The 26,698-nt window shown below is 49.1% G+C and carries 30 protein-coding genes and 1 pseudogene; 12 read left to right on the top strand and 19 right to left on the bottom strand.

The annotated features are described in order from the left end of the window. The first annotated feature begins 155 nt into the window (after positions 1-155). Positions 156-596: a hypothetical protein gene (locus tag CLV84_RS21255; RefSeq protein ID WP_104421871.1), complete on the top strand. Its 441-nt coding sequence runs from the start codon at positions 156-158 to the stop codon at positions 594-596. Positions 597-863: 267 nt separating this feature from the next. Here CLV84_RS21255 and CLV84_RS21250 read toward each other — a convergent pair whose 3' ends face one another. Both CLV84_RS21250 and CLV84_RS21245 read right to left on the bottom strand, forming a co-directional pair. Continuing rightward, positions 864-1,304 carry a hypothetical protein gene (locus CLV84_RS21250; protein WP_104421870.1) on the bottom strand — a complete coding sequence of 147 codons (441 nt, stop codon included), beginning with the start codon at positions 1,302-1,304 and terminating at the stop codon, positions 864-866. Between the two features lie 7 nt (positions 1,305-1,311). Beyond that, positions 1,312-1,953: a hypothetical protein gene (locus CLV84_RS21245; protein ID WP_104421869.1), complete on the bottom strand. Its 642-nt coding sequence runs from the start codon at positions 1,951-1,953 to the stop codon at positions 1,312-1,314. A 130-nt stretch (positions 1,954-2,083) separates the two neighbouring features. Between CLV84_RS21245 and CLV84_RS21240 the strand changes: the two genes are divergently transcribed. Further along, positions 2,084-2,797 carry a KilA-N domain-containing protein gene (locus CLV84_RS21240; protein WP_104421868.1) on the top strand — a complete coding sequence of 238 codons (714 nt, stop codon included), beginning with the start codon at positions 2,084-2,086 and terminating at the stop codon, positions 2,795-2,797. A gap of 25 nt (positions 2,798-2,822) precedes the next feature. Here CLV84_RS21240 and CLV84_RS21235 read toward each other — a convergent pair whose 3' ends face one another. Both CLV84_RS21235 and CLV84_RS21225 read right to left on the bottom strand, forming a co-directional pair. Continuing rightward, positions 2,823-3,329: a hypothetical protein gene (locus tag CLV84_RS21235; RefSeq protein WP_104421867.1), complete on the bottom strand. Its 507-nt coding sequence runs from the start codon at positions 3,327-3,329 to the stop codon at positions 2,823-2,825. 445 nt (positions 3,330-3,774) lie between these two features. Then, complete coding sequence (locus CLV84_RS21225; protein WP_104421865.1) at positions 3,775-6,027, bottom strand: type IV secretory system conjugative DNA transfer family protein; 2,253 nt, start codon at positions 6,025-6,027, stop codon at positions 3,775-3,777. A 144-nt stretch (positions 6,028-6,171) separates the two neighbouring features. On the opposite strand from CLV84_RS21225, the gene CLV84_RS21220 reads away from it, so the two are divergent. Next, positions 6,172-7,407 (top strand): hypothetical protein, encoded by a 1,236-nt coding sequence (locus CLV84_RS21220; RefSeq protein WP_104421864.1) that lies wholly within the window; start codon positions 6,172-6,174, stop codon positions 7,405-7,407. 437 nt (positions 7,408-7,844) lie between these two features. On the opposite strand, the gene CLV84_RS21210 is transcribed toward CLV84_RS21220, so the two are convergent. The 3 genes from CLV84_RS21210 to CLV84_RS21200 are packed head-to-tail and all read right to left on the bottom strand — an operon-like array spanning position 7,845 to position 10,043. Further along, complete coding sequence (locus CLV84_RS21210; protein ID WP_104421862.1) at positions 7,845-8,084, bottom strand: hypothetical protein; 240 nt, start codon at positions 8,082-8,084, stop codon at positions 7,845-7,847. A 41-nt stretch (positions 8,085-8,125) separates the two neighbouring features. Then, complete coding sequence (locus tag CLV84_RS21205; protein WP_104421861.1) at positions 8,126-9,703, bottom strand: relaxase/mobilization nuclease domain-containing protein; 1,578 nt, start codon at positions 9,701-9,703, stop codon at positions 8,126-8,128. Further along, positions 9,681-10,043, bottom strand: coding sequence for a plasmid mobilization protein (locus tag CLV84_RS21200; RefSeq protein ID WP_104421860.1), 363 nt, complete (start codon positions 10,041-10,043; stop codon positions 9,681-9,683). Before CLV84_RS21200 ends, CLV84_RS21205 begins: the two co-directional genes overlap by 23 nt. Before the next feature lie 324 nt (positions 10,044-10,367). On the opposite strand from CLV84_RS21200, the gene CLV84_RS21195 reads away from it, so the two are divergent. Further along, complete coding sequence (locus CLV84_RS21195; protein WP_211295320.1) at positions 10,368-10,730, top strand: DUF3768 domain-containing protein; 363 nt, start codon at positions 10,368-10,370, stop codon at positions 10,728-10,730. Here CLV84_RS21195 and CLV84_RS21570 read toward each other — a convergent pair whose 3' ends face one another. From CLV84_RS21570 to CLV84_RS21155, 9 genes and pseudogenes are all read right to left on the bottom strand, one after another. Further along, complete coding sequence (locus CLV84_RS21570) at positions 10,731-11,279, bottom strand: hypothetical protein (protein WP_146088897.1); 549 nt, start codon at positions 11,277-11,279, stop codon at positions 10,731-10,733. 255 nt (positions 11,280-11,534) lie between these two features. Beyond that, on the bottom strand, positions 11,535-12,098 hold the full coding sequence (locus CLV84_RS21185) for an ArdC family protein (protein ID WP_262497229.1): 564 nt from the start codon (positions 12,096-12,098) through the stop codon (positions 11,535-11,537). Then, a pseudogene (locus CLV84_RS22200) lies at positions 12,087-12,293 on the bottom strand (ArdC-like ssDNA-binding domain-containing protein); the annotation flags it as partial. The gene CLV84_RS21185 and the pseudogene CLV84_RS22200, both read right to left, overlap by 12 nt. A 36-nt stretch (positions 12,294-12,329) precedes the next feature. Further along, the gene (locus CLV84_RS21180) at positions 12,330-13,187 is read right to left on the bottom strand and encodes an IS3 family transposase (protein WP_104421856.1); all 858 of its coding nucleotides are present in this window, start codon (positions 13,185-13,187) and stop codon (positions 12,330-12,332) included. After that, positions 13,184-13,468: a transposase gene (locus CLV84_RS21175; RefSeq protein ID WP_104421855.1), complete on the bottom strand. Its 285-nt coding sequence runs from the start codon at positions 13,466-13,468 to the stop codon at positions 13,184-13,186. The genes CLV84_RS21180 and CLV84_RS21175 overlap by 4 nt, the downstream gene beginning before the upstream one ends. A gap of 28 nt (positions 13,469-13,496) precedes the next feature. Continuing rightward, complete coding sequence (locus CLV84_RS22405) at positions 13,497-13,718, bottom strand: ArdC-like ssDNA-binding domain-containing protein (protein WP_170067813.1); 222 nt, start codon at positions 13,716-13,718, stop codon at positions 13,497-13,499. A 592-nt stretch (positions 13,719-14,310) separates the two neighbouring features. Further along, complete coding sequence (locus CLV84_RS21165) at positions 14,311-15,327, bottom strand: toprim domain-containing protein (RefSeq protein ID WP_104421853.1); 1,017 nt, start codon at positions 15,325-15,327, stop codon at positions 14,311-14,313. A 59-nt stretch (positions 15,328-15,386) separates the two neighbouring features. Continuing rightward, the gene (locus CLV84_RS21160; RefSeq protein ID WP_104421852.1) at positions 15,387-15,608 is read right to left on the bottom strand and encodes a hypothetical protein; all 222 of its coding nucleotides are present in this window, start codon (positions 15,606-15,608) and stop codon (positions 15,387-15,389) included. A 65-nt stretch (positions 15,609-15,673) separates the two neighbouring features. Then, positions 15,674-16,399, bottom strand: a complete 726-nt coding sequence (locus CLV84_RS21155; RefSeq protein WP_245911577.1) for a ParA family protein — start codon at positions 16,397-16,399, stop codon at positions 15,674-15,676. A gap of 617 nt (positions 16,400-17,016) precedes the next feature. Here CLV84_RS21155 and CLV84_RS21150 point away from each other — a divergent pair. The 8 genes from CLV84_RS21150 to CLV84_RS21115 all read left to right on the top strand — a co-directional run bounded on the left by CLV84_RS21150 (position 17,017) and on the right by CLV84_RS21115 (position 25,411). Continuing rightward, a complete protein-coding gene (locus CLV84_RS21150; RefSeq protein ID WP_104421850.1) occupies positions 17,017-18,012 on the top strand; it encodes a replication initiation protein in 996 nt (331 codons plus the stop codon). Positions 18,013-18,113: 101 nt separating this feature from the next. After that, entirely contained in the window at positions 18,114-18,344 is a 231-nt protein-coding gene (locus CLV84_RS21145; protein WP_104421849.1) for a hypothetical protein, read from the top strand. Between the two features lie 168 nt (positions 18,345-18,512). Beyond that, positions 18,513-19,106 carry a tyrosine-type recombinase/integrase gene (locus CLV84_RS21140; RefSeq protein WP_104421848.1) on the top strand — a complete coding sequence of 198 codons (594 nt, stop codon included), beginning with the start codon at positions 18,513-18,515 and terminating at the stop codon, positions 19,104-19,106. Between the two features lie 79 nt (positions 19,107-19,185). Continuing rightward, a complete protein-coding gene (locus CLV84_RS21135) occupies positions 19,186-20,019 on the top strand; it encodes an RES domain-containing protein (protein WP_104421847.1) in 834 nt (277 codons plus the stop codon). Positions 20,020-20,119: 100 nt separating this feature from the next. Further along, on the top strand, positions 20,120-23,218 hold the full coding sequence (locus tag CLV84_RS21130) for an Eco57I restriction-modification methylase domain-containing protein (protein ID WP_211295319.1): 3,099 nt from the start codon (positions 20,120-20,122) through the stop codon (positions 23,216-23,218). Beyond that, a complete protein-coding gene (locus tag CLV84_RS21125) occupies positions 23,208-24,860 on the top strand; it encodes an Eco57I restriction-modification methylase domain-containing protein (RefSeq protein WP_104421846.1) in 1,653 nt (550 codons plus the stop codon). Before CLV84_RS21130 ends, CLV84_RS21125 begins: the two co-directional genes overlap by 11 nt. A 52-nt stretch (positions 24,861-24,912) precedes the next feature. Beyond that, a complete protein-coding gene (locus tag CLV84_RS22400) occupies positions 24,913-25,182 on the top strand; it encodes a BrnT family toxin (RefSeq protein ID WP_104421845.1) in 270 nt (89 codons plus the stop codon). Then, positions 25,160-25,411 carry a BrnA antitoxin family protein gene (locus tag CLV84_RS21115; protein WP_104421844.1) on the top strand — a complete coding sequence of 84 codons (252 nt, stop codon included), beginning with the start codon at positions 25,160-25,162 and terminating at the stop codon, positions 25,409-25,411. Before CLV84_RS22400 ends, CLV84_RS21115 begins: the two co-directional genes overlap by 23 nt. Here the strand turns inward: CLV84_RS21115 and CLV84_RS21110 are convergent. The 3 genes from CLV84_RS21110 to CLV84_RS21100 all read right to left on the bottom strand — a co-directional run bounded on the left by CLV84_RS21110 (position 25,408) and on the right by CLV84_RS21100 (position 26,436). Further along, positions 25,408-25,620: a hypothetical protein gene (locus CLV84_RS21110; RefSeq protein ID WP_146088896.1), complete on the bottom strand. Its 213-nt coding sequence runs from the start codon at positions 25,618-25,620 to the stop codon at positions 25,408-25,410. The two genes, CLV84_RS21115 and CLV84_RS21110, sit on opposite strands and share 4 nt — an antisense overlap. A 91-nt stretch (positions 25,621-25,711) precedes the next feature. Next, complete coding sequence (locus CLV84_RS21105) at positions 25,712-26,023, bottom strand: hypothetical protein (RefSeq protein ID WP_104421842.1); 312 nt, start codon at positions 26,021-26,023, stop codon at positions 25,712-25,714. Between the two features lie 68 nt (positions 26,024-26,091). Next, positions 26,092-26,436: a DUF6876 family protein gene (locus CLV84_RS21100; protein WP_146088895.1), complete on the bottom strand. Its 345-nt coding sequence runs from the start codon at positions 26,434-26,436 to the stop codon at positions 26,092-26,094. Between the last annotated feature and the right edge of the window lie 262 nt (positions 26,437-26,698).

Raw genomic sequence — 26,698 nt, 5'->3', positions numbered from 1 at the left:
GGGGGCGAAGCCCCGGGATTCTGAGGACTGGTTCATCTGATCTGTCCACTGAAGTCTTTTATCTTCAAGGGCCTCAAGAACACTTCCCATGATTGCGTCGTAGACCGGCTTCATACTCATTGCATTCTGATTTTGATCTGTGCTAAAATTTGGGTATGACAATAGATTTTATAGAAAGAAGTCCTGAGCTAGAGGCCAAAATTGGATACATCCGTGAGCACGTGCCTGATATGTGTGACTCCAATGAGCTGTTGATTATCGATACCCTCACTTACTTTGGTAATGATGAGCTAGCGGTCGTCAATGCTCACAAGGAAGTAGAAAAGATGGCTGAGCTGGCCAGTGATCAAGCCAGGCTCAAATACTTGATGAATTTTGGGGTGGCCAGCCTTGAGTGCGTCAAGAAGCCCCTCGAAGTTTTTTTCAAGGGTGATCTGATAGAAATCTATAAGACCATCACCGTAAGCATCACAAAAGGCATGGATGCCTACGAAGGTGTCTGGATAAACGAGTGGTATAACCCCCAACTTGAGGAACTATGTGGTCCCGATGCTGTAATGCCAACTAAGGGCAGAGTACGATCAGGGGGTTCCTGACCTTGCAGTCTCAAGAGGCTCAAAAATTGATTTGACACCTTCTGCTACAGCTTCAGGATTGACGTAGAACCCAATTGCGAACAGGATACAGGTTAGGATCAACCCAAACTTAAAGGGCCGTGATCGAACGATCCGGTGCGCCACTATCATCAGAAATATCCCTGCGATTACTAAACCCACAAGCTGCTGATTGCTAGCGGGTAACCGCTAATGACGCGTCCCACAAAATCCGGCGAAAGGCTGATGAAGCTGATCCAGTCCAGGGTGTCAGGTCCACCCTGTGAATGCTTTTTCCTTAAGAGGCAGCCCGTGTCCGGGACCACAACGCTTGTCGATCTGAGGGTTATACCACATCTCTGTTATTACATCACTGTAAGCATCCATACCCCGATTGATGCTCTCTCGGATGGCTTTGATTATCTCGATACGGTCGTTCTTGAAAAATGTGTCCAAGGAGAGTTTGACATCATTCAGATCGGTAACCCCGAAGTTTTTCAGATAGTCTAAGCGGGCCTGATGATGCGCTTTCCACGCCTTTTGTTCGGCGGCCTTATACGTTTCGACTGCTGCGATTTCATCGCCGTCAAAGCAACATAGGAGTTCTATGATCTCCTCTTTTTCATCCCAGCCGTATTCGGGCATGTGATGATTGATATAGCTGATTTTCATGTTCAGGGATGGGTCGTTTATCAACTCTGATTTTTTCATATCTCATTTAACCACATCCGATCACCGGATGGCAAATTTTACCAAAATGCCAACAGAAGAAGATTTTGGAACGCCGCCTACACAAAAAGAGCTGGAAGCGACACAACAGATGATGGATGAGGCAATGGCGCGCAGAAAAGCCGAGATCAGGGAAGAGCTTGCGGACCCTGATTATGGAGGCCGGATTTTCCGATACGAGAAAATGGGGTAATTCGATGAGGTTGGCCGCCTTGATCTTGTCAGGAAGACTTGTTTCCAGGCGTTCCCGAATGGCTTTGATGATCGCGAGATATTTGTTGTGGAGGCCGTACTCCGCGTTATCTAAGTACCCCTCATTGTTTACAACGAGATCCTCCAGCTCCTGCAAAAAGGTCAACGGATCTTTGCGAAGCTTCACCTGGTGGTGAATGAAATCAAGGTGCTTGGACGGCCGCACCTTGAATGTGTCCGTCATCATCTCGCCCAGTTCTCGATAGTAACAGTGATAACACACATCACTATCAGCCACGAAGTCCTCCGGAGGATGGCGATCGCCCTTTCGACAATTCTTGTTGACCTGAACGTCAAAATCAGTGCTATCCTGAGGCTCACCCTTAAACAGCATCTCTTCTGTAAAGCGGGCGTCATCCGCCATGTGAAAATCCTTCATGAAGTAAATATACAATTTGTTTTGTGTTACGATCAGTTACTACTCTTAGTGTTGTAGTGTGCCGTTACGGGAATTCCCGTAACGGAGCAATTGCGCGGCCTCCGGGCTGCTTTTCGCTATCTTTGAAAGCATGAGCACAACGACCCAGCACGAGTACAAAGGGCAATTGATCGCCTTTGAATTTTCTGGTGAGAACAACCTCATCAACGCCACGCAAATGGCGCAAGCCTTCCCGAGTAAAAAGGTCAACGACTTTCTGCGCCTCAAAAACACGAAAGAGTTTGTGCTTGCTTTAGAGGCCCGTTACGGGAATTCCCGTAACGGGAGTGGGCGCGAGGTCTTGCGGGTTGTCCAGGGCGGTACGCCTGAGCTTCAGGGCACCTGGATGGATGAGCTGCTGGCCATCAAGTTTGCAGGGTGGCTCAATCCTGAATTTGAGATCTGGATGTATGAACGCATTCGCGAACTGCTCCTCACCGGCAAAACGTCAATTCCTGGGGTAATCCCACAGAGTAACGTCATCCGCGGCTTGCGCATGATTGTAGCCCAGCTTGAACAACAGGAGGTCTTCAATACCGAGATCAGAAACGACGTAGACTTCATCCGCGATCGGGTTGGTGAGATCGAGGCCAAGATCACCTCCGTTGATGATCACTACTACACGATTGCGGGGTACTGCGGGCTTCACAAAATTCCCTGTCCCTTGCACAAAGCAAAAGAGTGGGGAAAGGCGGCAACGCTCCTGAGCAAGAAGGAAGGCATCGAGACCGGCGCGGCGCATGATGAACGCTTTGGTAAGGTGCGCACCTACCACGAGGATGTCCTCAAGGAGATCATCAAATAATCCTGGACAGCAGATATGTAGCCAATCAGGGTTGAGAGTCGTATTCGGCGAGGAAGTATTCCAGCTTTTTGGAGAGCTCGGAGTGGCGGAAGAACTCGGGCTTGGGGTCCTCATCGCTTGCAGCTTGAGATACGGCCTGCATGACTATGCCATGCAGGGTTTTAAGTTCGGCCAGGTCGAAGGTGACCTCCTTAACTTGAACGGCTTCGTCTCCCGGATGAACGATGCGGGGGGTTGGATTGAGCTTCATGAATGCTTCAATTGAGGTCGGTAACTTCGATTTGCTAAGACGATGATCTTCGACTTCTTGCCAAAACTGGCTCTCCGTTCTATCCCAAGCAAAGGCATCGTTCTCATGAATTTCCGGCCAGTATCCTAAGACCAGCTCGCCGCTGTGGGACTCGTAGCGGTACATGCGATGAGGGTAATAGTAGCATTCGCCAAACTCGTCCTCTTCGACGACTTCCATAACACAGTAGAGGAGCCGGTTGAACTCGTAGTAGCGGGTCCTCAAATATGGCTTTGTGATCATGGTTGTGACGTTTTTCTGGTACGATTTCAACGGTTGGGTACTGTGAAAGACTCCCGATAGGCTTTGCCTACCTCACTGTAAAAATTTCCTTGGGGTCCGCCCCCAGCCGGTTCATCAAACCACCCCACTTTTCGTTTTTTGTCGATGTAGAGACCATATCGGTCAAACAGTCCAAATGAGATCCTGCGAACTTCAACCCGTATGATTCCCTCTTCCTCGGGAAACAGCTCCTGCAACTGGCACAGGTGGGAGCGTAGCTTCTCTCCTTTAGCGTAAAAGTGGAGCTTGGTTCGACACTCCGCGGCGTAACAATACTGGTGAGACCAGAGGGCCGGCGCAAAGACTTCTGCCTGAAAGACATCCGGCAATAGTCTAGACTCGTGGCTTATATGGATGGACATGGTTCTTGATTGAAAAGGTTACTATATGCTTCTTTGGGGTTCACCTAATGAGGGTGGGAGCCGTACTGCTTGGACTTGTAGTTCTTGTAGTACGGGACTCGTTTGAGCATCAATGGCAAGCCCCCATCAGGAATGACAATCTGCCCATTCTTCTCTGCGTCCAGGAACTCGGCGATCTCGTTTCTGCTCATCAGATCGTAGGTCTGGGTCCCCTCTTCCGTTTTTTCTTTGTACTTCCCAAGCGAGTCCTGGATGTAGGTGATCGTCCCATGGTCGCTGTTCTTGATGCCGAAGAATTGCATGTCGCTTGATCCCGTAAAGTCAGCGTGGTTACTGTATGCCGACGTGAGCTGTTCGACATTCTGGAGGATCATCCAGTACTTCATGTAGCTCCCCGCAGCCATCTTGATTGATTTGGCGATCGGCGGAAAGTAGGCAAGGGACGCAAACTCATCAAGGAGTATCAGGACACGTTTTTGTCCCTCTATCTTGATGGGCGTTACGGCATTATCACACTTATAAACCGCCATCGTATAGAACAAGCGTACAAAGCGGTTATCCTCTCTCAAGTAAGGTTCCGGCAACACCAGATAAATGGTGGCATTATGTGTTTTGGCATCCGACAGCAAAAAATCGCTGCGTTCGGTTACCGCTTGAATCGCCTCGTGACCCATCCAGTCAATCCCCCGACGCATTGTTGAAAAAACGGCCGAACCTTCCCGGTCCGCCAATCGATCCACTAAACTGGCCGCGTCTTTGGCAAGGCCGCCGAGCGATTCATTGGCCAGCATCCGGATCTTCAAGTCCACGAAGTTCTTTGGATCGTACTCACTGCCTTCTTCCGTCCCGGTCATGATCAGATTGTAGACAGTGCGTAGGTTCTTGGCTCTGATTTGCTTATCGGTGAGTACGTGAGCGAAGATGCCACGCAAATAATGCACGGCCGTCTCCCGAAAATGGGCTGAGTTACCGGATTCTTGTGACTCTGGATAGATACAAGCTGACGCTAGAGAAGAAAGCAGGTTCCGCACATCAGGAGATTCCACGTCGATCTCGTCAAAGAAATTCCACTTGTGGGTATGCTTTCTTGCCGGACCATAAATCGGATAGATGTGGCGATCTGAGATATAGAATGGATCGACATAAAAGGTGCCGCTTCCGACCGTATCACGACGTTTTTGGGTGACGCGCGTGTGCTCGCCCTTGATGTCTAGGGCAATCACCCCGCCAGGATAACTAAGGAGTGTATTCCAAATGGCATCGCGTGATTTGCCCGCTCGTGTCCCGGCAATGGTGATGTGATGGGTTTCACTTATGGTTCCGATTGCGCGTCCATTAATCGGAGTATCCAGATCAAAGAACGTCTTCCCGTAGTAGACACCACATGGTGCACTTTGGCAAATTTCCTTTCGGCCATCGATAAAGTACCCGATGAAGTCACGCTTGAAGTATTGGTGTAATCCCCCCCATCGCCCGGTGTCGCCACGCTTGAAAACAAATAGGCGACGATACCACCACTGCTCCTTGTACAGCTCCTTAAAGATCGGCCACAGCGATCCAGCGTAAAACAGGCAGAAGGGCAAAAAAAAGACCCAAACTAAACACGTAAACACAAGTTCATCGACCAGGAAAGCAAGTACAAACGGCGCTGTAACAAACACGATTCGCGGAAGAACGCGGGCCCATTTCCACTTCGTCCAGCCGTGGCCATAGCCAAACCGCTCAAAAATGAAGACGGAAACAATGACCGTGTACACGGTGATGAAAAAGGGTGTCTTCATCAAGGGTAGAAAATGCTGCCAAACGTAACCAATGTTCCAGTCGAGAAAACGGGCGGTGATAATCTTGCGATGTAAACTTTCATCTGTCTGAAAGTGGTAGACAACAAGTACGATCATGTAAAAGAAAGCCCAGGCCATAGCCGCTTTCCACTTGTTGTAGAAGTAGGCTATCGTGATGATCCGAACCTTACTACCGAAGGCGATCCAGGTCATCAAGTTCCAGAAAAACAGAGTGGCTGTCAGAACTCGGAGAGCCAAGTAGTGATCAAACCCAAAGTCTATCAAGCCGCCCGGAGTGTAGTTGTCATCCCACAACGGTCCTAGAATCAGCGCGTACAACAGGAGAGGAAAAACATCTTTCCCCCAGAGAAATGTGTAGAGCGTTGCAATTCCTGACCCCAAAGCAAAGTATGCCAGGGTAGTCAGTCCAATTTTCCGCATGGCGGCGGGACGGTGAGAACGACGAGTTGACATGACTTCGGCATTGGGAATGTGAAGAGATGCTTCAAAAGTCATGCGACAATAGTTGCCTATGCAAGCGTATCGGAATCATCCGCAAGCGTCGCGGAAAATTCCGCAAATACCTGGTTTCAGATCGTATTTTCTCGTCTCCCCTCAGATGAGATACTATCTTTCAATCGGAAATTTCCGATTGAAACTATGCCGAACAGAGAGCACCAGGAATCTGAGAACCAGAGCTTCTACGACAAGCTTACACCTTATCTCGCTCGGTTGAAGAGGAAGGACGGCAAGGTTGTCTTGCACGGTAAGCCCGTAGAAGCTACTGAAAAGCACTTGCGAGATAGGCTGGCAGAATTGATCGGAATGACCCCCAAGTCACTCTTTGATCGGCGCACTGGTTTAGGAAAAGAACAGCTTGACGAACCGATACATCGCAGGACATTCTTCGCGCTCTACACTGTCTTGAAGGTTAGACCAGAAGAGTTTCTCTTAGGCGAGAAACAGGAAAAAGAATGGCTGACGACAACGAAGGAAGATCCCTCCAAGTTTTTCACACTCACGTACTGGAAGAACATCAAAGCTGCCTGGCCCAACAAGTCAATTTGGGAGAAGCTCTACGTTATTGCACCTGGGGATTTGGGAAAAGGATCAGTCTTTGACGCTGCCTACAAGGAGGTAGCGGTCTACTTTATGAAGGCAACAAAACACATCCATGCAACTGAACTCACCTTCAAGGGCGACAATGAAGTACCCGGCCACTTCAAAGACTATGAAACAGCACAGAAAAAAATCTATGAGGCTATCTATAACTTCTTGGGGTCAAAGCCCCCGATAGGAACCGAAAGAGCACCCTATGAGCGTATTTACTACCTCTCACCGAGCAACCGTCTTTTCCATAAGAATGATGAGCTTTCTATCTATATGGCATTTGTCGCCGAAGCATCGCTCTCATCGCTGGAACACATCCTTCACTGCCTTGATAACTATCCTGATTTGTGCTCGTTTTCTCTAATCGCAGCAGGGGCACCTTACCGTCAACACGTCAATATCGACAATGAATATCTGCTGATCGAGGACTACGCTTTTGAGCATCATCCAGACAGTATTGAGGTGGATCCTAATCGCCTCTGCGTTTTGAACATCAAGCCTTACAGTGAAGCCAGTCAGATATTAAACCACAAGCAGGTCTTCAGAAGTCACCGTACTCTCAAGCCTCTAGATCGAGCTAAGATCATTTATCACTTGAAGGAGGCAGAATCGTATGTAGATACCCAGATCAAAGAATCTGACAAAGCTTATGCTCAGACCAAAAAGCTGCGTGAAGCAAAATGGGAGGGATTCGAGTTTATCAAGGACAGGCTGGAAAAACGTGTCTCCTTTTATAAAAATCAACTCGCAAGCATCAAATCAAAGCTGAAAATGGCAACCTCTTAAAGTTCTTGACATAATCGCCGCCACGGCTTAGCCTGGGTCACACACTCAAACATGATTATGGAAGAGAGCTGGTGCTTAGAAAAATTCACATCAAACATGACGGGACGGACGAGGATGAAATATGCCTTCGTGCCAACGCTAAGACAGACATCACTTGGACAGATAACTTCAAGAGGGATTTTGAAACAGCGCATGGCCGAGATGCCACTCTTCAGGAATACCTCGACGCCTACCATGCCTACAATGATTATCACAGCCAAAGAGGATACAATTGGCCCCCAATCCCCGAAGACATTTGGGAAGAAGTAGTCAAATCTTGGGAGGTCGAAACCGGAAAAAGCCGGTCCAGCCTGTCTTTCTATCGGCACCAGTTGTCCCTCTTTGATGGTCCTGCCGATGAACCAGCACCCTCGCCCTAGAAATCCATATCGATAAGATCAGTCGTCAAGCAAATCCAGACCGTGGGTGTGTTCCCGACCCTGTGCTTCACGTTCGCGAGCATCTTCGATCTGGATCTCCAGTTGCTTCATCTCGGCTGAGAGCTGTTCCCGCTGCATAGCGATCTCAGGGCTGTTTTTACCGCCCTCCATTGATTCGTAGCGTTTACGCTTCTCGTCCAGGAGTTCCTGATAGATCTCCAGCTGCTTTTCCGTAGGGCTGCTTCCAAAGAATCCCATGATGTACCGCTTTTAGAAGTTGAATGATTATAAAGATAAGCCTACCGTTCCAGCCCTTGATCTTCCTCACGACTCTGCTCTATATCCCGCTCTTCGTCCCTTGCCTGAAGTCGAGCGGCAATGCGGTCGTACCTGGCCGCCGTTTCTTCATCTTTCATGTCAAAAATGTGCTCGGTCTTCTGCGGCGTCTCGACAGCTTTCTGTTCCTCCGCCTCGCGGATGCGTCGCTGCTTTGATCCTTCATGATCAGCAGCTGCTTTGTTGAAGTGATCCAGCGGTGTTTTGTACTCAACGCTCTTCCGCTCGGCAATCCCGTGGCGCTCCAACTCATGAGCGACCGCCCATTCCTTATGCTTGACGATGCCCCGGATGTCCGCTTCAAACCGTGCCGTTTGATTAGCCAACTGCTTCTCCCGGTTTTGCAAATTGTCCAGGGCTGCTTCAAATTGCTCCCGCTTAAACAGTCGTGCCCAAACACCGTTTAGAGCTTTAGTCTCAGCTTGCGCTTCAGCCAACCGCTGCCGGCAGCCGTCAATGTCGTGTAGCTTCTTCGATTCCTCGATCCGTTCTTGGATCTGCCGCTCCCTCCTACGCGCTTCGACGTCCTTGGCCATGCGTTTTGCCTTGTTCTCGGCGGTGATTTTATCGATCGCCCTCTGAGTGGCCAGCTTCTTGTCTTGAATATCTTCCAGTTCCGCCTTTTCCTTGGCTGCCACGATCGCAGCCTCAGCAAGGTTATTCTGCTGTTCCACCTCGGCTGCTTCGCGATCGTAAGGTGTGCTGTCCAGTTTTATCTGCTCGGCCAGTTCATCGGCATCCGGCAAAGTCCGTAGATCAATATCTTTCAGCTTGGCCTTTATCTCAACCGTTTTCCTATCCTCGATCACTCGGGACAAGTTGATGATGTTACCCTGCTCGTCTACAGCCACGCAAGAGCGGCGACCGCGGGCCAATCGCAGCCCCTCCAGCTCCAGAGCATTCTTAAAACTCTTTCCGTCATCCGAGGCTTCGTAGGCACGGGTAGCTTGTACGCCGTGGCGCTCCTTTTGAGTTTGAGCGTAAGTTTTTGCATTGTTCTGCTTACGTAATTCAGCGTTGGCTTCCCGATTAGTACAGTGTAGACCGTGCTCCCTTTCGTACTCCAGAGCCCACTCTTGCAAGGCGCGTTTATCGAGGGGAAGATCTGCTCGCTTACCCGTTTCCGGATGGGTAAGGTTGGCAACGATGTGAATGTGATCGTGCTCCGTCTCATTATGAGCAACGACGTAATATTGATGCTCACTCAAACCCAGGCGCTCCAGGGTGGCCACGGCCACCGACCTCTGGTGCTCCTCTCCCTTCTTTTCACCATGAGCCCAAGAGAGGGAGTAGTGGTAGACCCCACCCTTCTCTGTTTTCCGTCCCGCAGAGCTTCCGCCGGCCGCGATCTTGATGTCTTCCGCATTAAAGTCCGTCCAGGACATTACCCCGGCGGCCTTGAACACATCATCGGTGTAAAGATTTCCGGTCATGGTCCACTCCACACGCTCGTTGGTCTGTGCACGGCCGCTGTCGTGCATCAAATAGGCCGTAATCCCCTTAAAGCTCCGGCCGCCTCTACTGTTGATTTTCGGTACCATGAATCACAGTGTCCAGAAGAGTTTCAAGTTTGGCAATGGTGCGGTAGACCAACTCTTGTTCATGACCATCAAGTCCTCGGATATGTGCTCGTTTCACATACTGATTGAGGTTATTGCCGATGGCTAACAGCTGGCGGACCATCTCCACGTCGGCCTTATTTTTACGTACCACGATTTTGGACTTCAGCGCGGCCTCTCGCATGAATGCGCTGCGGCTCATATCGCTGGCTTTAGCGCGCCGATCGATGGCGTTTCGCTCAGACAACTTCAGGCGTAACGGTGGCAGCACGACCGAAGGGTCATCATTGCTGTTGGCGGCTGTCTGTTGTTTTATCGGCATGGCGGTAACGATTTATTAAGTCAAACCAAGTACGCTTTTCAAAGGGGGATGCAACGGGGGTTTACCCCCTTGCCAAGAGAGGAAACTGTATATACATTTCCTCATCTTGCTACTCTACATGTGTCACTAATTTAAGCCGATTCCACCGGACTGCCAAATCCTAGCCGCTGAACCATCCACATGCCTACTCCTGTGTGCGATTTCGTTGTGCGCTCTTACGATTTCCAAGCGTCTGAAAAGACAAAGACCCCTGCCCTCTTGCCCCCCGAATGCCACCGTGTTATCACTGAAGGATCACTCTAACTGATAACTAGGATGACTACCATGAGCACCCCAGACCCTGATGAATTTGATGAAACGACCCGCCGTATTGCTGCTCTTAACGATGACTTCCGTACTTCCTTCAACAACGCCTCCGGGAACCACATCGTGGCTACCCAAGGCATCCACGCTCTCCCCCATGAAGACAGGTACGCCATCTTCGATTTAGTGCGCTCCTTCGACCAGTTTGCAGAAGAAAACGACCCGCACGGCCAGCATGACTTCGGCAGAGTCACTCATAACGGTCAGGACATTTTTTGGAAGATCGATGCCTACGATAAGAGCATGGAACACGGCAGTCCCGACCCTTCCGATCCCAGCCAGACCACCCGCGTCATGACCATCATGTTGGCTAACGAATACTGATCAAAACGGCAAATCGTCTTCGTCTCTCTCAGTAGCACTTCTCAAGTCCTCAACGCGCTCCAGATTAACGAAAGAAAGCCACTGGCGCATCCGTATCCAATACTCATTGTACGTCACCTCTTCTTGCATCCATTGCCAATAGGCTTCGGTCTCTTGGTAAAGGGCCATATCGTCATCAGGACCATCTTCATGAAAAGCCCGTTCGAGCCGTTTCAGCTCGCTCTCATCTTTCGGTACATAGAATGTCTCCGGCTTCTTTAGGGGTTCAACAAATGGCTCTATTGACCAATGACCTTCTTCAGTCTCCCGCAAGCGTGACAACATCTCAACTGCCGCAAAATAGGCTCTCGGTGTCCGCGCCAACGACAGCCTGGGAGGATTCCCAGCAAACCAATACCGAAACAGCCTTGAAAAACTGTACGCTCCGCTGTTTAGCAACCCGACCAGGTTGGCTTCCTTTTCATGAAATTGCCGCAAGCATTCAGAAATACTCACCCCACACGCACGTGCGCCTTTTGCGAAAGCCCAAAACTCTTCTCCAGTGATCATAGATGCTGTTCTAAATCCATTTTCTCCCCCAACATCGGACAATCAGGATTTTACTTTCTTCCATCTCAGTCTAGCCGGAACGCTCATTGTCGGCCATCTTTTCGCATTCGCTGCTCGATACCCTCCTTTTGTGATGGCGCAAGTCATTCAGGATAAGCGATGCTCCTATGATGGAATATAGCATCTTCTTAGCATAGTGGGCATCCTCCGGTCGCCTCGCCTAAGTGCTCACGAAAGGACGATTTAACGATTTCGTTACGACGGGCTCGGTTCTTCCGGCTCGATCCGATAACCCGATTTGTCCAGGATGTAGTCCGCTGCACGTTGTGCCTGAGCTGCGGCCTTAAAGACGAATTTGGTATCGCTTTTGAGAGCTCCTAACCAGGACTTGATGTAGGCTGCATTGTTGGTCGTCATCTTAGAAAACCCAAGACGAGCACACACCATCGCAGAGGTTAATTCGGCCACCAGCTCCTCTTCAGCGTAGGCCGCTGATCCGAAGGCTCCCTTCAAATTACGATCCAGTCTGTGAGGTGCGCCTGTCCAGTGGCCAACCTCGTGTAAAACGACCGCATACCACGCCTCGGCAACCCCCTGAAACTGACCGCGCAGGGGCATCTGAATGCCGTCATCTGTCGGAGAGTAAAAGGCACGATCACCGGGAACTTCCCTAATCCTAGCACCTGTGGCCTGGATCAAGGCTTCCGCACGATCATCTTTCTCAAAATCTTCTAAAGGTTTGCCGACCTCAACTTCGTAGAAGGATGGATCGAGACCGTCTATCTGGCTCACGTTGAATACGCGGTACACGCGTAGCATGGGCACTGTTTGTAGCCCAACGCTCACCTTTTCATCGGCGCTCATTTTCTCGGCGCGATCGGCTCCTACATAGCCACCATCCTTGTTGATGTACTTGGTCGAATACCAGGCTACCGGCGTAGACTTTTCACCTTTGCGGACCTGGCCATCCATACCCGCGGCTTGCTTATAAGTCATCCACTGGTTTTTGTGGTAGCCCGCTGACTGAGGTGTACCCCTTTCTTCGACAACTTATGACAGAGATTTAGGTCCAGTGGGATAGAATTGATGAGGTAGTCCTGGGCCCAGGGCAGAGTGGTCACGAGCCCAGTTGTAGTAGTTGAAATAGGCATCCAGCCCGCGGCTCAAAGCAAAGCCGTCTTCGTGGTCGTGTAGGTAAATGTACTCGTACTTGACCGTTCGCCAGAGGCGTTCGATGAAAGCGTTGTCGGTGGCCCTTCCCCGACCGTCCATACTCAGGCGCGTCCGGCCCTGCTCCAGGATGCTCGTAGTAAATACCTCGGCGGTGTACTGAGCGCCCTGATCGGTGTTCACGATATCGGGAGGCCCCCAACGTCGGACCGTATCGGCATACAGCTGCGCGCACCACTGCGCCGTCATCGTATTGCTTACTGACCAGTTCAGTACGAAGCGCGAGTACACATCGATCCAGGCCGTCAGATAGAGGTACCCACTAGCCATGCCTACGTAGGTGATGTCGGTCTGCCAGACCTGATTAGGGCGATCGATCGTTAGTCCCCGTAGCAGGTAGGGGTAGGTTTTATGTCCGGGAGCCGGCCGTGAGGTATGGGGACCGGGGAGTACCGACTGTAGTCTCATCACCCTGTAATACAGTCGGTTAAGTCGCTTTAAGTTGACCCGTAAACCGTGCTCGCGAGCCAACCAACTCTGCATGCGGCGGGGGCCTTTATCGGGATGCTCGAGGTAGTGCTCATCCATCAGTCGCATCAAGTGCAGGTTCAGCGGCGAGGTCGCCACCGACTGGTAGTAGTGACGTCCCCGGCCCACCTGGAGCAGCTCGCATTGACGCTTGACACTCACCAAGGCTTCGGAGGTAATGGCCACGAGTTTTTGGGGCAGGGGCATCATCCGAGCGTTTTTTTTAGGTACTCGTTCTCTACCTGTAGCTTGCCGATGATGCGCAGCAGTTCGTCGCGATCTTTATCTGCAATTGAGCCCGATTTGGGCTTGCTGTTCTTGTGCTCGAACAAGGGGTCAGAGTCCTGGGTCAGCACCTGCTTCCAGGCTTTTATTTGCGAGGGGTGAACCTGGTGCTTGCGGGCCAACTCAGCGACCGTCAACTGCTCCCTGATGGCTTCGAGCGCTACGCGCTTTTTGAACTTCGCCGAGTGGCTTCTACGCTTAGACATACTGGTAATTTATAGGTTTGGTTGGACCTTAACCAGTTGTTCGATTTTTGGGGTACACTACAGACATCATGGTCAAGCTCAGGATAAACTGGTTGATCCCCCGGTAAGCTGCATTGCCCCGACTGGGATTACGTGCTGGTCCGTTGTCGTGATCGACATTGATCCAGGGTTTCTGAAAGCCCTCCAGGTTGCTCTTCAGATGGTCTATGATGGTGTTGGTGACAGATTGATAAATTTCATCGCGTTGCACGTCATGGTCTCCTTCTTCGTTGCAGTGCAGCTCTCCCCCTTATTCTGGAGAAGAGCCTGGCTGGTTAGTTATCCTGATGATCAGAGCGTTTTGTCTTGATTGGGAAGGCAACGAGGTCTAGGCGGCCGTCGCTCGGGATGGGCATAGCATCCAGGCAGATGGTAAAGCCTCCTCCTGATCCGTGGGCAAATCCCACGCCAATCTGTGATCCCAAGGTGGTCTCGCCGTCTCCGGTTTGCCGTCTGGTGTAGATATTCAAAGTAGGCTTGTTTGAAGTCTTGGTTGTCATTTTATGCTCCTCCTTAGGGTGCAGCGTTAGGGGTTGATAGGGATGCCTGTAATACTGCTAACGACAGGGCGCAGCTCCCGCAAGACAAATTATTTGGCTCGCGCGAGGAAAGGCATAAAACCGACAGGTTCAGCCTGGGGAAATAAATTGTCTGAAGTCGCTCAGCAGGAGCGATAGAACACGCCTCGGCGATGACTGTAGGGCTTGCCGCCCGGCCGGTCGCCGTATTGCAATCCCTGAAATCAAAACCGCTATCGCTGTATACCTGCGTAGGAAGAAGCTTAGAAACCCAACGAACTCAAACTAAGGCTCTGGTGATGATCGAGGCGTGAAGTCGGGATGTGCGCCCGCTCGCAGGGCATCATTCAAATCAGTGTGGGGTGCAAAAGATGGTGAGTGGTTGAACACGATGTCCCCAAAGTCATCGGCAAAAACGTGCGCGGCCTCTTGACCAGGTGTATTGTTATCAAGAAACAGATCGACTCGGGTATAGCCCTCCGCTTCTATGTAGGTTTTAGTGCGCTGATACGAGCTGAGGGCATTCATGATAATCGCATCCCCTTTTAGTCTTGACGTACCAAACATGGTAAGAAGAGAAAGGTGGTCAAGCATGCCTTCAAACACGGAGACCGCTCCCCTACCCTCTTCCCGGCCGGAATGAACAGTAATATCACGACAGACTAGTGCAGATTTAAACTTACCTGTGCCGTCGGAAGCGGATCGGATCTCCCAGCCGCCTGAAACGTTCTCTTGACCAAAAGCAAAGTAGGGTTTGGCTGAAGGGCGCTTATGATTGCGGTACTGGACCAGTTTGAGATACTCCTGGGCAAGCTGCCGGCTGATGCCCCTAGAGGCGAGATACGAAAAGATCAGAGGCGATTGAAGTGGCTTGACGGCCACCAACTCAAGAGTGGCTTCTGAAAAATCACGATCGACGGCTACGCCGTCAAGACGCGCTTGCTGTTGAAAAGAAAAAAGAGAGGGGCTAGAGAGCTTTGAGGATTTTCCCCCTACCCTACCTACCGGAGTATCGAAGAGATGCCCCTGAAACATGCTGGTGAGGAAATTGAGGGCATCTGTAACAGATGTGTAGCCCTCATGACGCATGATGAAGTCGATGACTGTTCCGCCCTGATCAGCAAAATCATTCCAGATCCATTTGCCTCCCAAAAAACTGGTATGAAAAGATGGCTCCTCTTCCGATCGGAATGGCGACTTATACCAGAGCTCACGACCGCCTTTAACTGAACGAACTGGTTCGTGTCCAAGCCTGGACATGATCTTAGGAAGATCGAGGCTCTTTGCTTGATCAGTATTCATACAATCCTCCTAAATAAATCGTTATTTAACGATTTAAAGAAATATATATTTATACACATCTACTGCTTGTATGCCTCAAACGAAGCTTTGAGCAGATCTACCATACTGATACCGTGCTCAAGAGCATAAAGCTTGTACTGCTTCTTGAACTCCGCATCAACCTTAAAATTGAGGGGGGCCTGTTCCGTCGTAGATGGTTTCGCTAAGTTCTGACTTGTCTCATCCATTTTAGGGGGCGTACCCTTTTTTCCCCTTCGTGCTGGTTTCTTAATGTCGGCCATACGTATCCTTTGACGATTTAGTTAAATAAAGAAATCGTTTTTTAACGATTTAAGTAATTAACGAATTATACACTAACTTGTTGCAGATGATCAACAACCGCCTGAATGAATTGATCTACTGACTGGTTGACTGTCTTGAACGGAGTTTCATTAGCTGCCCTGCCAGAATCATGTGCTTGTCCAATGCTATCCTTCCGATAGACAGCCCCGATATACACGTAGCCAGCGTCTTCAATGTACTCTTTGCCCCCCTCAAGTTCGCTTTTACTGTCTCCAACCATGGACAGAGCAAAAAGAATCTTCTCTTTCGGCACACCATTCTTTCGTAGTTCGTGAGCCAACTTTATTTGGGGTCGAAGATCATCCAAGGTAGTCTTAGTAGGCAAAATCAGCATGTGACTCAGTTTTGCGATATCGAGCGTCTGTCTAGTGGAAGCTGGCGCTCCATCGACTACGATCAGATCGTAGTGGTCCTTCTGCTTAGCTAGATTGTCCACGGAAGAGAACTGCTCAACTGAAATTCGTGGTGTGATGTCATTCGCCATCCGATCAGCATTCCAGCTTGTAACGGTGCCTTGACTAAGATCAAAGTCTGCAATCTTGACTTCCCACTCATTTCGAGCGTACTCAGCAGCAAGAGCACGACTGATTGTAGACTTTCCTACACCGCCCTTTTGAGAGATGATACCGACGATTAGTGACATAATTGCCTTTCTAAGTTGAAAAATAACGAAATCGTTTTTTAACGATTTATATAATCGTAAAGATAAACAGATCGATGTGGTTTTCAAGCAAAAAGGTAACGAATTAAATATTTAACGATTTATACACGTGTAGCATAGTAACGAAATAACGAATTATAGATCGAAATTATTCCCCATCAGCAGTAGGGCAGGGGAGGAATGTACCCCACACAAAATTTATATGTTCATACATCAAAACTCGGCTCTTTTTTCTTTTCAAAAGCAAGGCCCATGAAGTTTTTGACCCTAAAACTTTCCTTTAAAGTTTTTTAAATGAATTTTAATTTTTTTCTTTTGTTGAATCTGTAACTCATTGAATACCAATAGTTTGTGTAGATATATGTGTAGCTGAACAGGGGTTTAAGTGTAGCTAGACAGGGTCCTAGGTGTAGCTAGACAGGGTTGCGAGGTGTAGTTAAACAGGGTTTAAAAGTGGAGCCAGACAGGGATATCGATGTAGTAAAACAGGGTTGGCTCATAAATTTGGCCAGCGTCTTGAGCTGGATTTCTCTTAAGTCCCTGTAATCACTGGTTTTCTTACCTGTAAAGTGTAGATAAACAGGGCTGAGAAGTGTAGCTAGACAGGGCGCGCACCCTCTCCATACGTGTATTCCTGCTTTACACTTTTACACTTTTAGGCTACTTTTACTGCACAACATCAGAGCATGAGTCGGAGCACCACTGTGCAGAACAAGATTGCCAGAATTGAAAACGTCTTCCTTGAAAAGGCTCAATACAACCTTACCGTACGAGAGCAGAAGATCATGCTCTTCCTGGTGTCCAATATCGATCCGCGACAGAAGAACTTTCGCACTCAGATAATTCCCGTGAAGGAACTTGAGGCTGTGTTGAAACACGACATGAAAAAATGGGGGGGGCTCTACGTTGAGATGAAAAAATTTGCCCGCTCTATTTCTAAGAAACAGATCACGTTTCCCACTGACGTAGTGATCGATGGCCAGCCCTTAGAAGGTTACATCAACTGGTTTTCAAGTGTCGTCCCTAAACGTAATGAGGATGGACTTGTCTGTATCTCTTTTGCCTTTGCCCCAGAGTTGAAGCATTTCTTGCTGAAGCTCAAGCAGTTTGCAAGAATCGATCGCTCAGAAGTCTTAGAGATGAAGAGCTTCTACTCAATCAGATTCTACCAGCTTTTCAAGGCGATCTATCAAAAGCAGGAGAAATATCGCACCGTAGTCTACAAGACTATTTCGGTCGCAGAACTGAGGGCTATGTTAGAGCTAGAGGATAAATACACCAAGTTCACTGAGTTCAGAAGGAATGTCCTCAATCCTGCTCACGCAGAAATCAACAAGTACACATCCCTACATCTGGACATGGAATTCCAGCGCAACAGCAAGCGACAGGTCCATGCTGTCAAGTTCATGATTTGCCACAGGGACGATGTTCCAAAACAGCTGTCCCTTCTCGGCGATGAAGAAAAGAGGAGCATCAGCGAAATGACTAAGGAAGAGATTTTAGCTCGCAGCAAAAAGTTTGAAATCACGCACTTCAAAAAGAAATATCCTGGGGCGTATCGAGATGCGGTCAAGAAGGTGAGGGAGACCTTTGGAGATAAGATTGACCCCAACCATCCAGCATACATGAATTCTATAGTTGGACAGTGCCATACTTGGTTTGTCGAAAACGTCGGCAAGTAAAAGTGTAGTTAAACAGGGCCGAATCTGATCATAGCGATTTAACGAATTCGTTATTTCGTTATACTACGTTACCAAAAGCACTTCCTCAAAATTCTTTGACCATGATCTATGTTATCCTTGCCTGGACTGTCTACAAGACAGATCTAGGATATGATGTTATTGTCGCAATCGAATCTAGCGCCGACTACATGAAAGCTTATAAAAAAGCTTTCGACGATTTCCCGAGTAAAGATGATATTTCTACTACTGCTCGAATTGGACAACGAGTACCAACAAGTAAAGCACTGGACTACTTTCCTGACCTAAAGGGTAGGGGATACATCGCTGAATGATCCTGGGCGTGTTGGTTATACTTCTGCAAGAAGTATAACCTAATTCACACACACAAATGCTTGTTATTCAATGCTTTATCTTGAAAGCACAGCACACCCTTCAAAATTAGGTTGTACTTCTCTGCGTTTTTGGTGGTTTTTGCAACCTGGTGGTGCTACCTTACCAACATGGCCAAACCGGGACAAAAAACCACGACCGCACCTTTGCGCTGGAGCCAGGCATCAACTCTGATCAAGGGCTTGATGGCCGACCATAATTACAATACCGCATTATTAGTCGCGGCGGGGATCTACTTTGGACTTCGCATCGGCGATACGCTCCAGCTTCGGTGGGACCAGATTCGCTCCGATCAATTTTTAGTTCTAGAGGGCAAGACCAAAAAGGAGCGGGTTGTCGATGTCCACGGCAACTTCCTCAAACTGGCCAAGAGGGTAGGGGGACTGGACCGTATTCCGGCCGATCACGATGGTCTGGTCTTCATCCATCAACGAAAAGACGGCGATCGCTCACGGGCGATTTCGGTGACGGCCGCCAACAAACGGATCAGGAAAGCATTTGCGACCTACGGCATCGAGGCACAAAACCCTAGCTCCCACACCTTACGCAAGACCTTCGGGCGACGGGTGTATGAGAATAATGGCCGCAGTGAGCACTCTCTTGTGCTGCTGTCCCACATCTTTGGCCACCGCGACATCAGTGTGACGCGTCGCTATATCGGCCTGACCCAGGAGACGATCGCCAGCGCTTATCTTTCCCTATAAACGTCTACCAATTTGGCCTCATGGTCTAAAACCAAATCATCAAATTTTATGTTTCTAATAAAAAATATATCAAACAAAAATGGAGGATAAACATGATTTAGAAATCCGAATAACCGAGCTGGAAAAATTTGACTTTTCAAATTTCAATAATGCCCGATTTAAAGAATACAAAACCCTATTTTTTAGCACGTTCGGTAAAATTGCAACGATCCCGTCGATGCACATTGCTGCCAAAGAAAATAAGTTTTCAAGAGCTAGAGTGAGTAAGGATAAGAGAGGCTTTAGTCGTTTAAGCGAGATGTGGTACCCTCCAAAGCATATTAGCGCAGCAGGAAGGTTAAATTATCCTCAAGATAGGTTGCTTTATACAGCAGAGAATGACACTACATCGATCATAGAAGTTCACCCAGAAAAAGGTGATTTTATTTCAATAATCAACTTCAATATATTTGGAATAGACCAATTCAAATGCCTCGATTTTGGTTTTATTAGGGAAGAAAAGAAAACCATACTTACAGAACCAAGCACCAAATCTTTTCATGACTTCACCTGCAAAAAATGTAGAGAAATGGTTACAAAAGATGAACAGTACAAATATTCACCTACAATTTTAGCGGCTAAAAGTATTTTTAGATCCCCTTTTGATGCTTATGGATACCTGAGTGTAGCGGCTAATTTTTCAGCTATAAACATTGCCTTTAAACCAGAATTTGCAAACAAGTTCTTAAAATTTAAAGATCTCAGAGTTGTTGAAGTAATTAATAAGATGGAAAATCAAATTTACGAAGTCAAGTGCTTGCGCTATTCAAACCAATTGACCAGTGACAACCAGTTTATCTTTGATAAAATTGATAATTGTAAAGGTCATATAATAGATTCAAAGAACTCATTCGAAAGCCAAGATCACACTTGAAAATGTGATTCAGCCAGTGCCTCTAAAAGCGCCGCCACCATTTACCCCTTGGACACCTCAAAGTTTTGGTGTTAGATAGTAGACAGGTACCTTCGCCGTTTTGGACCAGATCATGAGTACGACACAAACCCGAGAAGAAGGCCGCAGACTGGTACTTGAGCTAGTACAGGCCTTCGAAAGCGGGCGAGCTGCTTTCACAAAGAACGACTACAAGGAAGCACAGCTGCGGTCTGATTTCCTCAATCCTTTCCTGAAAGCGCTCGGTTGGGACGTAGAAAACGAAGCCCACGCCTCCCAGTTTTTCCGGACCGTCCTACAGGAAGAGTCCATCGACGTTGAAGAAGGGGCCGGCGACACGCGGAAGAAAAATCCCGACTACACCCTGAGGGTGAACGGTAAGCGTGAACTGTTTTTGGAAGCAAAGAAGGCTAGGATAGATATTCTTACGGCCAAGTCCCCCGCTTTCCAGACCAGGCGCTATGGTTGGAGTGCGGGACTACGCGCATCGGTGCTTACCAACTTTGATCAACTCGTCATCTACGACTGCAATTACCGGCCGGATGCGGCAGATGGGGCTCAAGTAGCCAGGTACCAAACCTTCAGCTACACCGAGTACGGGGATCGCTTTGATGAGATCTACGACATACTATCGTATGAGGCGGTGACCGCCGGCAGCATCACCAAAGTGTTTGAAGCAACGGACCACGAGCGGATAGGCTTTGACGAGTTCTTTCTCCGGCAGATCCAAGGTTGGAGGCACCAGCTTGCTCAAAACATCCTAAGCAACAATCCCGGCCTTTCTACGCTGCAACTCAACTTCCTGGTTCAAAGTCTCATTAACCGGATCGTTTTCTTGCGGATCTGCGAAGACCGGGAAATCGAGGAGCGGGATGTTCTAAAGAACATTACCAGCTACGAGGAACTGAAAGCACTCTTCGTTCAGTCTGACAAGCGGTACAATTCAGGGCTGTTCGATTTTGTAGAAGACAAGATCTCGCTTGGGATCACCATCTCTCCGGAGACGTTGATTGACATCTTCAGTCAGCTCTACTTCCCGAACTCTCCTTACGATTTTGCCGTCGTCGATAGCAGCATCCTGAGCCAGATTTATGAGCGGTTCCTCAGTCAGAAGATTGCTATTCTGCCCGAGCAAGGGATGGTAGAGATCATCGACGATGAGCAAGTCGTTGCATCCAATGGCGTAGTCCCAACGCCTTCCTTCATCGTCGATGAAATTGTTAAGACCACTCTCACGCCGCTGGTAGAGGGTAAGTCACTGGAGGAGTTGCGATCGCTTAAAATTGCGGACATCTGCTGCGGGTCCGGCACTTTTCTCATTGGAGCCTACAATTTTCTGCTGCGGGCTTACGCCCATGCAGCGGACGAGGGCGGCATCAATGATCCGGCCGTGGTCCGAGAGGACCAGTTTGGTACGCGCCACCTCACCTTAAATGCCAAACGGGAGATTGTTTTAAGAAACCTGTGGGGCGTTGATTTCAATCGCTACGCCGTCGAGGTCGCAAGATTCAGCCTGTTGCTAAAAATCCTGGAGGACGAGGAAGCTGCGAGTGTAGACCACTTCATCGCAACCTCCAAAAACAAGGCGCTTCCAAGCCTCAGTGACAACATCAAGTCCGGAAATTCCTTAGTCGGCAGCGACTACTACGCGTTTGATGAGCGGGTTCTCACCGATGAAGCTCTCTTATTCAAGATCAATCCTCTTGAGTGGGCCGATGAATTTGAGTTTTTAGCAAGCGAAGGCGGCGGCTTTGATGCGATCATTGGAAATCCGCCCTACGTGCGCATCCAAAACCTCCAGCAGTTTTTTGGGGAAGAGGTGCGCTACTATCGCAAGAGTAAGCCGGGCTTTATCACGGCTTCGGAAAATAACATCGACAAGTACTATCTCTTCATTGAAAAGGCGCTTCAACTCATCAAGGCAGGTGGTCTGTTGGGTTACATCGTTCCCAATAAATTTTTCGTCCTGACTGCTGGAAAGAAGCTCCGCAAGTACATCAGAGACAACAGCTCGATCGCCGACATCACCCATTTTGGTGTAACGCAAGTCTTTGCCGGCAAGTCTACTTACACTGCAATCCTCGTCCTCCAAAAGAGCGATCGGGAGCGTTTCCGGTTCCGACGGGTAAATCAGGAAAAGGCATTGAGTAGCATCCTGGCCAGCCCTGCCATCGAGTACGACAATGCCGGTTTTGGAGCTGACCCCTGGGTTTTCATTTCCGAAGAGGCAAAGGCCGTTTTTGAGACTGTACAGAACGCCGGAACGGCCCCCCTAAAGGAGGTAGCAGAAGTTTCAGTTGGTGTTCAGACTAGTGCCGATTCGATTTACATTTTGACCAACTTCACTGTAGAGGGGGAACTTACATCCTTTACTCAAAGCGGCAAAGACTGGCAAATCGAAACGGCGATCCTCCGGGATTGCTTTTATGATGTATCCTTCGGCCTTTTCGACAAGCCGGTGGCTAACGCAAAGATGATCTACCCTTACGAAGAGGACGGGGGCGGAATGTCGGTCATCCAGGAAGATGATCTGGAAGCGCGCTTCCCGCGGTGTCGGGCTTACTTGCTCAGCCACAAAGAAACCTTGGAAAAGCGCAGTATCAGTGGAGGCAAAAAAGACCTCCAGACCTGGTATCAGTATGGCCGTTCCCAGAGTTTGGGGAAGTTTGATGATGCAGAAAAACTCATCTGGTCTGTTCTTGCTCAAGAACCTCCCTATGGCTATGATTCACACAACGTCCTCTTCACTGGGGGTGGTAACGGTCCTTACTACGCGCTAATCTCTACTTCTGAGTACTCCATTTTCTACCTGCTCGGCATCCTCGCTCATCCGGTCATTGAAGCAATTGTCAAAGCGGGAGCGAGCGAATTCAGGGGAGCTTACTACTCTCACGGAAAACAGTTTTTAAAGGAGCTGCCCATCAAAACCATCAACTTTGATGATCCCGACGAGAAGGCCAAGCATGATGCCATTCGTGATGTAACCCAGCAGCTGGTCGAGGGCAAGCAGCGCATCAAGGAAACCCATCCGGCAAACGCGGCGCTGATGAGGCGACAAACTCATTTGCATAAAAGGCTTTTGTCATTGGTAAATCAGCTTTATGGTCTGAGCGATCAACAAACGCAAAGCATCGTTGATGGTGGTGCTTTCATGGTAGAGTCAGCGGACGATGACGAGTAAGACAGACAAAATATCGGATAAGCTGAGGGGGGGATACTACACCCCTGCGCCCATCGCTCAGTTCATCGCAGATTGGGCAATTCGCGCCAAGAGCGATCATGTTCTTGAACCCAGTTGCGGGGACGGAAACTTCATTGAAGCCGCGCTTGTGCGCTTGCGCAACCTTGGTTTGAATCCTGGCGATCTAAACGGTCAGCTCACGGGGGTCGAGCTTATCAAGGAAGAGGCCAGCAAGACCCTTGCTCGTGGAAAGGCTGCTGGATTGAAGACTGGCAACATCAAAAACCAGGACTTCTTTTCCTTTGTGGCCGCCCAGAAAGCGGAGGGAGCCAAGTATGATGTGGTGATCGGAAACCCTCCCTTCATTCGTTACCAAAACTTTCCGGCCAAGCATAGAGACCTGGCCATCTCACTGATGAACGAGATGGGGCTCTCGCCCAACAAGATGACCAATATCTGGGTGCCGTTCCTAGTTGTTGCTTCCAGCTTACTCAACCGTGAGGGCAGATTAGGAATGGTCATTCCGGCCGAGCTGTTTCAGGTGAAGTATGCGCAAGAGACGCGTGTCTTCTTGTCTAACTTCTTCGAGAGCATCACCATCGTCACCTTCAAAAAGCTGGTGTTTGATAACATCCAGCAAGAAGTTGTCCTCCTCCTTTGCCAGAAGACAGACCCAAAATCTTCGGGCATCAGAACAATAGAGCTTGAAAACCTGGAAGCGATGCAAGGTCTATCCCTGAAAGGGATCGAGCGCACACCGGTCAAGAAAATAGACCACTCCAGTGAAAAATGGATCAAGTATTTCTTAGAGCAAGATGAGATCGATCTTCTCAGGGACATCCGCAACCGCGAAGATATTCACCTCGCGCAACACTACCTAGATGTTGACGTAGGCATTGTGACCGGCCGCAACAAGTTCTTTATGCTCGATGAGCAAGAGGCGAGTGCACAAGGTGTTCAAGACTTCACTCAGACCGTTGTGAGCAGATCTCAGCATTTAGAGGGCATCACGTTCACGAGAGGCGACTTAGCGCAAAACCTAGACGCCGGCATCACGTCACTACTTTTTACCCCGCCTGATTTACCTTTTGAAGAGCTGCCAGCGGCGTGTAAAAGATACATCCGATACGGTGAGAAGGAAGGCCATCACAAGGGCTATAAATGTCGCACCCGTAAGAGATGGTACGTCGTTCCCTCATTGGGTATTCCTGACGCGTTCGCGCTGAGACAGATCAATGAATTTCCCAAGTTGATCTTAAACAGCGCGGACGCCTCCTCAACGGACACGATCCATCGCGTGAAGTTTTTGACCGATGACAGCCCTAAACTGCTGGTGCTCTCTTTTTTGAATTCCCTCACCTTTGCTTTCTCGGAAATTACAGGCAGGAGCTACGGTGGTGGTGTGATGACCTTTGAGCCGACCGAAATTGAGGATTTGCCTCTTCCTGTCCTTACCCAAACGGCACTGGATTACGATGAGATTGACCGTCTCATGCGGCAAAAGAAAATTCGCAAGGTTCTCGACTTGGTCGATGCAGAACTACTGGTTAAGCAGTATGGCTTCAGCAAAAAAGACGTCTTACGGCTGCGGGCAGTCTGGGATAAGTTGTCCAGCCGAAGAATGAACCGCAAAAAACGATAAGGCTAGATAGAATTCTGTTGACGTCCCCTCTAATTGTAGGTACAATAAAGCCATGAAATATGAGTGGGACGAAGACAAGCGAGCGAGAAATATTTTCGTCCACGGTGTAGACTTTACCAAGATTGAAACTTTCGATTGGGCCACATGCTTGACAGTGCCCGACCAACGCTTTGAAGAGGCCCGTTACTTTTCTTTAGGCCTCGTTGAGCAAAGACTCTACGCTGTCGTATACACAATTCGCGGTACCACTATGAGATTGATCTCGCTTCGAAAAGCCAATAAGAGGGAGGTAAGAAACTATGAAAATTATCGCACCGACTGACGAAGAAGACAGACAGATTAACGAAGGCATCAAGAACGATCCCGATACTCTAGAGTGGAGTGATTCAATGTTTCAACGGGCCGTTCGTGGCCCCCAAAAGCTGCCGACCAAAGAAAAACTGACCGTCCGCCTTGACCCCGATATCGTGGAGTGGTTCAAAGCGCAAGGGGCAGGGTATCAATCCAGAATGAACGATGCGCTGCGCCAGCACATCACGGAAAGATCTTAATCTTCATCCGTGATGTAGTAGTAAAGCTTGGCCAAAAGTGCCGCGTACATTTGATGAGCTTGACCATCCTCTTCCTCCTTCTCCCGAATCTGTCTGCTGAGCACGGCGTAGAGAATTTTGGCCTCCGCTGCGGATAGTTTCATCGGCAGCATTCGGTGGTAGTCGTCATCCGTCGTAATGAGCTGCAATGGGTCTAGTGGGGGCTGCATGGTCTTTTTTCCTTTCACGCGTAAATGGATGTCTTTCAAGAAGAACGCGCCTATATACGTTCTTCTGATCTTCAAAGCAGCAAAGGCTCGTTTAAAACAGCGTAAGCTGTTGTTGGCTTTCAAGGTATGCTTTCCAGCTCTTAGACTGGGAAGTCTCATCTAACCATGCCTGAACGAGATTGATCGCGGTGCCGTAAGGCTCCATTGCATCCATCTTGTCCTTACCCGTCATAAAGTGGGAGATGTAGCCCGTGTTTGTCATGGGGAGCTGGCCTTCATCCCGTCGCTTGATGGCAATATGATGAACGTATAATTCCAGATCCGGAAAGTCGCTCCAGTAATCGTTGTGCTCGATGTCGATTGTGATCCCTTCCCATTCGAGAGTGTAGGTCGTGATAGTCATGAGTATGCCTCCTTTGGCTGTTGAGAAAAAGAAGGAAGGGCAGGGTGTAGCCGCCCCTCCAGTTGTGTCTAGTATTCGTTTGGCAAAAGCAAAGTCCTGTCGGTAAACCAGAGCGTAACCTCTCCGTCGGGGAAGTCTGTAAATTCAAGGTTGTAGGTCACAATCACTTCGTTGTTTCCATCTTCGACGACGAATCGTCCTTTTCCGTCGTTGGCGCTCCACTTCCAAACTTGGAAGGGTTGATCTTTGAGCTGAGCGGCGTACTGGGACGAGAACACATAGTCTATCAGCCAGTAAGCACCGACGGTTTCCGCGACGTATTTGACACCATCGGTGTAGCTAAAATTCCGGTGAAGCGGGTTCCTCCACCATGTGGATGTTCCTCCAGTGAACTGCTGTAAGTCTAGTTTCAAATGTCCCATCTCTTTTCTCCTTGGTTATGGGGTTCGCATGAACCCTTGCCCTTCGGCGAGAATGGGGGGTGGCCACGTCAAGGCCGAGGGGGATCACCCGAACTGCACGAAGCGTGAGCGATCAGCGAATGAAGAGGAAGTTTGGGGACACGGCTTGATGATGGCCGGGGGGCGAAGCCCCGGGATTCTGAGGACTGGTTCATCTGATCTGTCCACTGAAGTCTTTTATCTTCAAGGGCCTCAAGAACACTTCCCATGATTG

Source organism: Neolewinella xylanilytica (genome assembly GCF_002934605.1).
In the GTDB taxonomy this organism is placed as follows: domain Bacteria; phylum Bacteroidota; class Bacteroidia; order Chitinophagales; family Saprospiraceae; genus Neolewinella; species Neolewinella xylanilytica.
Note: the sequence above shows the minus strand (reverse complement) of the source record. Positions and strands in the feature narration are given on the sequence as shown.

Excerpts from the sequence above, each read along its gene's own strand:
- CLV84_RS21255 (WP_104421871.1), top strand. The coding sequence starts at position 156 with ATGACAATAGATTTTATAGAAAGAAGTCCTGAGCTAGAGGCCAAAATT.
- CLV84_RS21250 (WP_104421870.1), bottom strand. The coding sequence starts at position 1,304 with ATGAAAAAATCAGAGTTGATAAACGACCCATCCCTGAACATGAAAATC.
- CLV84_RS21245 (WP_104421869.1), bottom strand. The coding sequence starts at position 1,953 with ATGAAGGATTTTCACATGGCGGATGACGCCCGCTTTACAGAAGAGATG.
- CLV84_RS21240 (WP_104421868.1), top strand. The coding sequence starts at position 2,084 with ATGAGCACAACGACCCAGCACGAGTACAAAGGGCAATTGATCGCCTTT.
- CLV84_RS21235 (WP_104421867.1), bottom strand. The coding sequence starts at position 3,329 with ATGATCACAAAGCCATATTTGAGGACCCGCTACTACGAGTTCAACCGG.
- CLV84_RS21225 (WP_104421865.1), bottom strand. The coding sequence starts at position 6,027 with ATGACTTTTGAAGCATCTCTTCACATTCCCAATGCCGAAGTCATGTCA.
- CLV84_RS21220 (WP_104421864.1), top strand. The coding sequence starts at position 6,172 with ATGCCGAACAGAGAGCACCAGGAATCTGAGAACCAGAGCTTCTACGAC.
- CLV84_RS21210 (WP_104421862.1), bottom strand. The coding sequence starts at position 8,084 with ATGGGATTCTTTGGAAGCAGCCCTACGGAAAAGCAGCTGGAGATCTAT.
- CLV84_RS21205 (WP_104421861.1), bottom strand. The coding sequence starts at position 9,703 with ATGGTACCGAAAATCAACAGTAGAGGCGGCCGGAGCTTTAAGGGGATT.
- CLV84_RS21200 (WP_104421860.1), bottom strand. The coding sequence starts at position 10,043 with ATGCCGATAAAACAACAGACAGCCGCCAACAGCAATGATGACCCTTCG.
- CLV84_RS21195 (WP_211295320.1), top strand. The coding sequence starts at position 10,368 with ATGAGCACCCCAGACCCTGATGAATTTGATGAAACGACCCGCCGTATT.
- CLV84_RS21570 (WP_146088897.1), bottom strand. The coding sequence starts at position 11,279 with ATGATCACTGGAGAAGAGTTTTGGGCTTTCGCAAAAGGCGCACGTGCG.
- CLV84_RS21185 (WP_262497229.1), bottom strand. The coding sequence starts at position 12,098 with ATGCTACGCGTGTACCGCGTATTCAACGTGAGCCAGATAGACGGTCTC.
- CLV84_RS21180 (WP_104421856.1), bottom strand. The coding sequence starts at position 13,187 with ATGATGCCCCTGCCCCAAAAACTCGTGGCCATTACCTCCGAAGCCTTG.
- CLV84_RS21175 (WP_104421855.1), bottom strand. The coding sequence starts at position 13,468 with ATGTCTAAGCGTAGAAGCCACTCGGCGAAGTTCAAAAAGCGCGTAGCG.
- CLV84_RS21165 (WP_104421853.1), bottom strand. The coding sequence starts at position 15,327 with ATGAATACTGATCAAGCAAAGAGCCTCGATCTTCCTAAGATCATGTCC.
- CLV84_RS21160 (WP_104421852.1), bottom strand. The coding sequence starts at position 15,608 with ATGGCCGACATTAAGAAACCAGCACGAAGGGGAAAAAAGGGTACGCCC.
- CLV84_RS21150 (WP_104421850.1), top strand. The coding sequence starts at position 17,017 with ATGAGTCGGAGCACCACTGTGCAGAACAAGATTGCCAGAATTGAAAAC.
- CLV84_RS21145 (WP_104421849.1), top strand. The coding sequence starts at position 18,114 with ATGATCTATGTTATCCTTGCCTGGACTGTCTACAAGACAGATCTAGGA.
- CLV84_RS21140 (WP_104421848.1), top strand. The coding sequence starts at position 18,513 with ATGGCCAAACCGGGACAAAAAACCACGACCGCACCTTTGCGCTGGAGC.
- CLV84_RS21135 (WP_104421847.1), top strand. The coding sequence starts at position 19,186 with ATGGAGGATAAACATGATTTAGAAATCCGAATAACCGAGCTGGAAAAA.
- CLV84_RS21125 (WP_104421846.1), top strand. The coding sequence starts at position 23,208 with ATGACGAGTAAGACAGACAAAATATCGGATAAGCTGAGGGGGGGATAC.
- CLV84_RS22400 (WP_104421845.1), top strand. The coding sequence starts at position 24,913 with ATGAAATATGAGTGGGACGAAGACAAGCGAGCGAGAAATATTTTCGTC.
- CLV84_RS21115 (WP_104421844.1), top strand. The coding sequence starts at position 25,160 with ATGAAAATTATCGCACCGACTGACGAAGAAGACAGACAGATTAACGAA.
- CLV84_RS21110 (WP_146088896.1), bottom strand. The coding sequence starts at position 25,620 with ATGCAGCCCCCACTAGACCCATTGCAGCTCATTACGACGGATGACGAC.
- CLV84_RS21105 (WP_104421842.1), bottom strand. The coding sequence starts at position 26,023 with ATGACTATCACGACCTACACTCTCGAATGGGAAGGGATCACAATCGAC.